The organism is Sphingomonas sp. RB1R13 (assembly GCF_036663775.1).
GTDB lineage: Bacteria > Pseudomonadota > Alphaproteobacteria > Sphingomonadales > Sphingomonadaceae > Sphingomicrobium.
The window spans coordinates 1-1284 of record NZ_JAXOJM010000046.1 but is presented as its reverse complement, the minus strand read 5'-3'; the positions used below and the strand labels follow the sequence as shown (position 1 = coordinate 1284).

Here is a 1284-nt window from a genome sequence, read left to right as displayed (position 1 = left end):
GGAGGCTCTGTGGGGATGAAGCGTGCGCTGATCTGGTTGCCGCTGGGGCTGTTCGGGGTGTTCTTCGCGGTGGTCGCGGCCGGGCTGATGCGGCCCGCCGACACGACGGTGCATTCGACCTTGGTCGACAAGCCGCTTCCCGCTTTCAAGCTGGAGCCGATGGTGTCGGGCAAGCCGGGACTGGCGAGCAGCGATTTCGGCACCGGCAAACCGCGTCTGCTCAACGTCTTTGCCAGCTGGTGCATCCCCTGCATCGCCGAGGCGCCGCAGCTGATGGCGCTGAAGGCGCGCGGGGTGCCGATCGATGCGATCGCGATCCATGACAAGGGGCCCGCCATCGCCGCCTTCCTGCGTCGCAACGGCGATCCTTATGGCGCGATCGGCGACGACAGCCGCAGCCGGGTGCAGATGGCGCTCGGTTCGTCGGGCGTGCCGGAGACGTTCCTGATCGACGCACGCGGGCGGATCGTGCGGCAATATATCGGCGACATCCGCGCCGATCAGGTGGAACAGATCGTCCGCGATATGGCCGCGGCGCGATGAGCTTGTCGCTCGCCCTGCTGCTGGCCGCCGCGCCGCCTTCGGTTGATTACGGCAATATCCAGCTGCCCGATCCCCGTGCGGAGGCGCAGGCCCGCGCGCTGATGGGCGAACTGCGCTGCGTCGTGTGCCAGGGACAGTCGATCGCGGACAGCGACGCCGACATGGCCGCCGACATGCGCGCTCTGGTCCGCCAGCGGATCGCGCGCGGCGAGCAACCCGAGGCGATCCGCAAATGGCTGATCGAGCGGTACGGCGATTATGTCAGCTATGATCCGCCCCTGTCGGGCGCAACCGCGCTGCTCTGGGCAACGCCGATCCTGCTTCTGGCGATTGGCGCGTGGATCGCGCGGTCCAGCTTTCGGAAGCGGCGCTGATGGGCTGGCTGATCCTGCTGCTGATCGCCGCTGCGGCGATGAGCGCCGCCTTGTGGCTGCGTTTTCCGCGAGCGCTCTGGACGATGCTGGGCGCCGCGCTGGCGCTGGGCGGGGTGGGCTATGCATGGCAGGGGCGGCCGACCCTGGCGGCGAGCGCGCCCGCGCCGCGTCCCGATCCGCTGCTCGACAATGATGCGATTTCCGAACTGCGCGGACAACTGATCGGGCGTTATGGCGGCGAGGCCGCGATGTTCACCGCAGCCGACGCCCTGTCGCGCTCGGGCAACAAGCGGACGGCGGTGCAGGTCCTGCTGGGCGCGGTCGGCGGCGATCGGGGCTGCGTGCCGTACTGGACCGAGCTGGGAAA

Annotated in this window: 2 protein-coding genes and 1 pseudogene; all 3 read left to right on the top strand. The window is 69.1% G+C overall.

Features of this window, described 5'->3' with window-relative positions; translation table 11 throughout:
* Window positions 1-15: 15 nt before the first annotated feature.
* On the top strand, window positions 16-543 hold the full coding sequence (locus tag U1700_RS14705) for a redoxin family protein (RefSeq protein WP_332753432.1): 528 nt from the start codon (window positions 16-18) through the stop codon (window positions 541-543).
* Window positions 540-917, top strand: a complete 378-nt coding sequence (locus U1700_RS14700) for a cytochrome c-type biogenesis protein (protein WP_332753431.1) — start codon at window positions 540-542, stop codon at window positions 915-917. Before U1700_RS14705 ends, U1700_RS14700 begins: the two co-directional genes overlap by 4 nt.
* Window positions 881-1284, top strand: a pseudogene (locus U1700_RS14695) (tetratricopeptide repeat protein); the annotation flags it as partial. The gene U1700_RS14700 and the pseudogene U1700_RS14695, both read left to right, overlap by 37 nt.

Excerpts from the sequence above, each read along its gene's own strand:
- U1700_RS14700 (WP_332753431.1), top strand. The coding sequence starts at position 540 with ATGAGCTTGTCGCTCGCCCTGCTGCTGGCCGCCGCGCCGCCTTCGGTT.
- U1700_RS14705 (WP_332753432.1), top strand. The coding sequence starts at position 16 with ATGAAGCGTGCGCTGATCTGGTTGCCGCTGGGGCTGTTCGGGGTGTTC.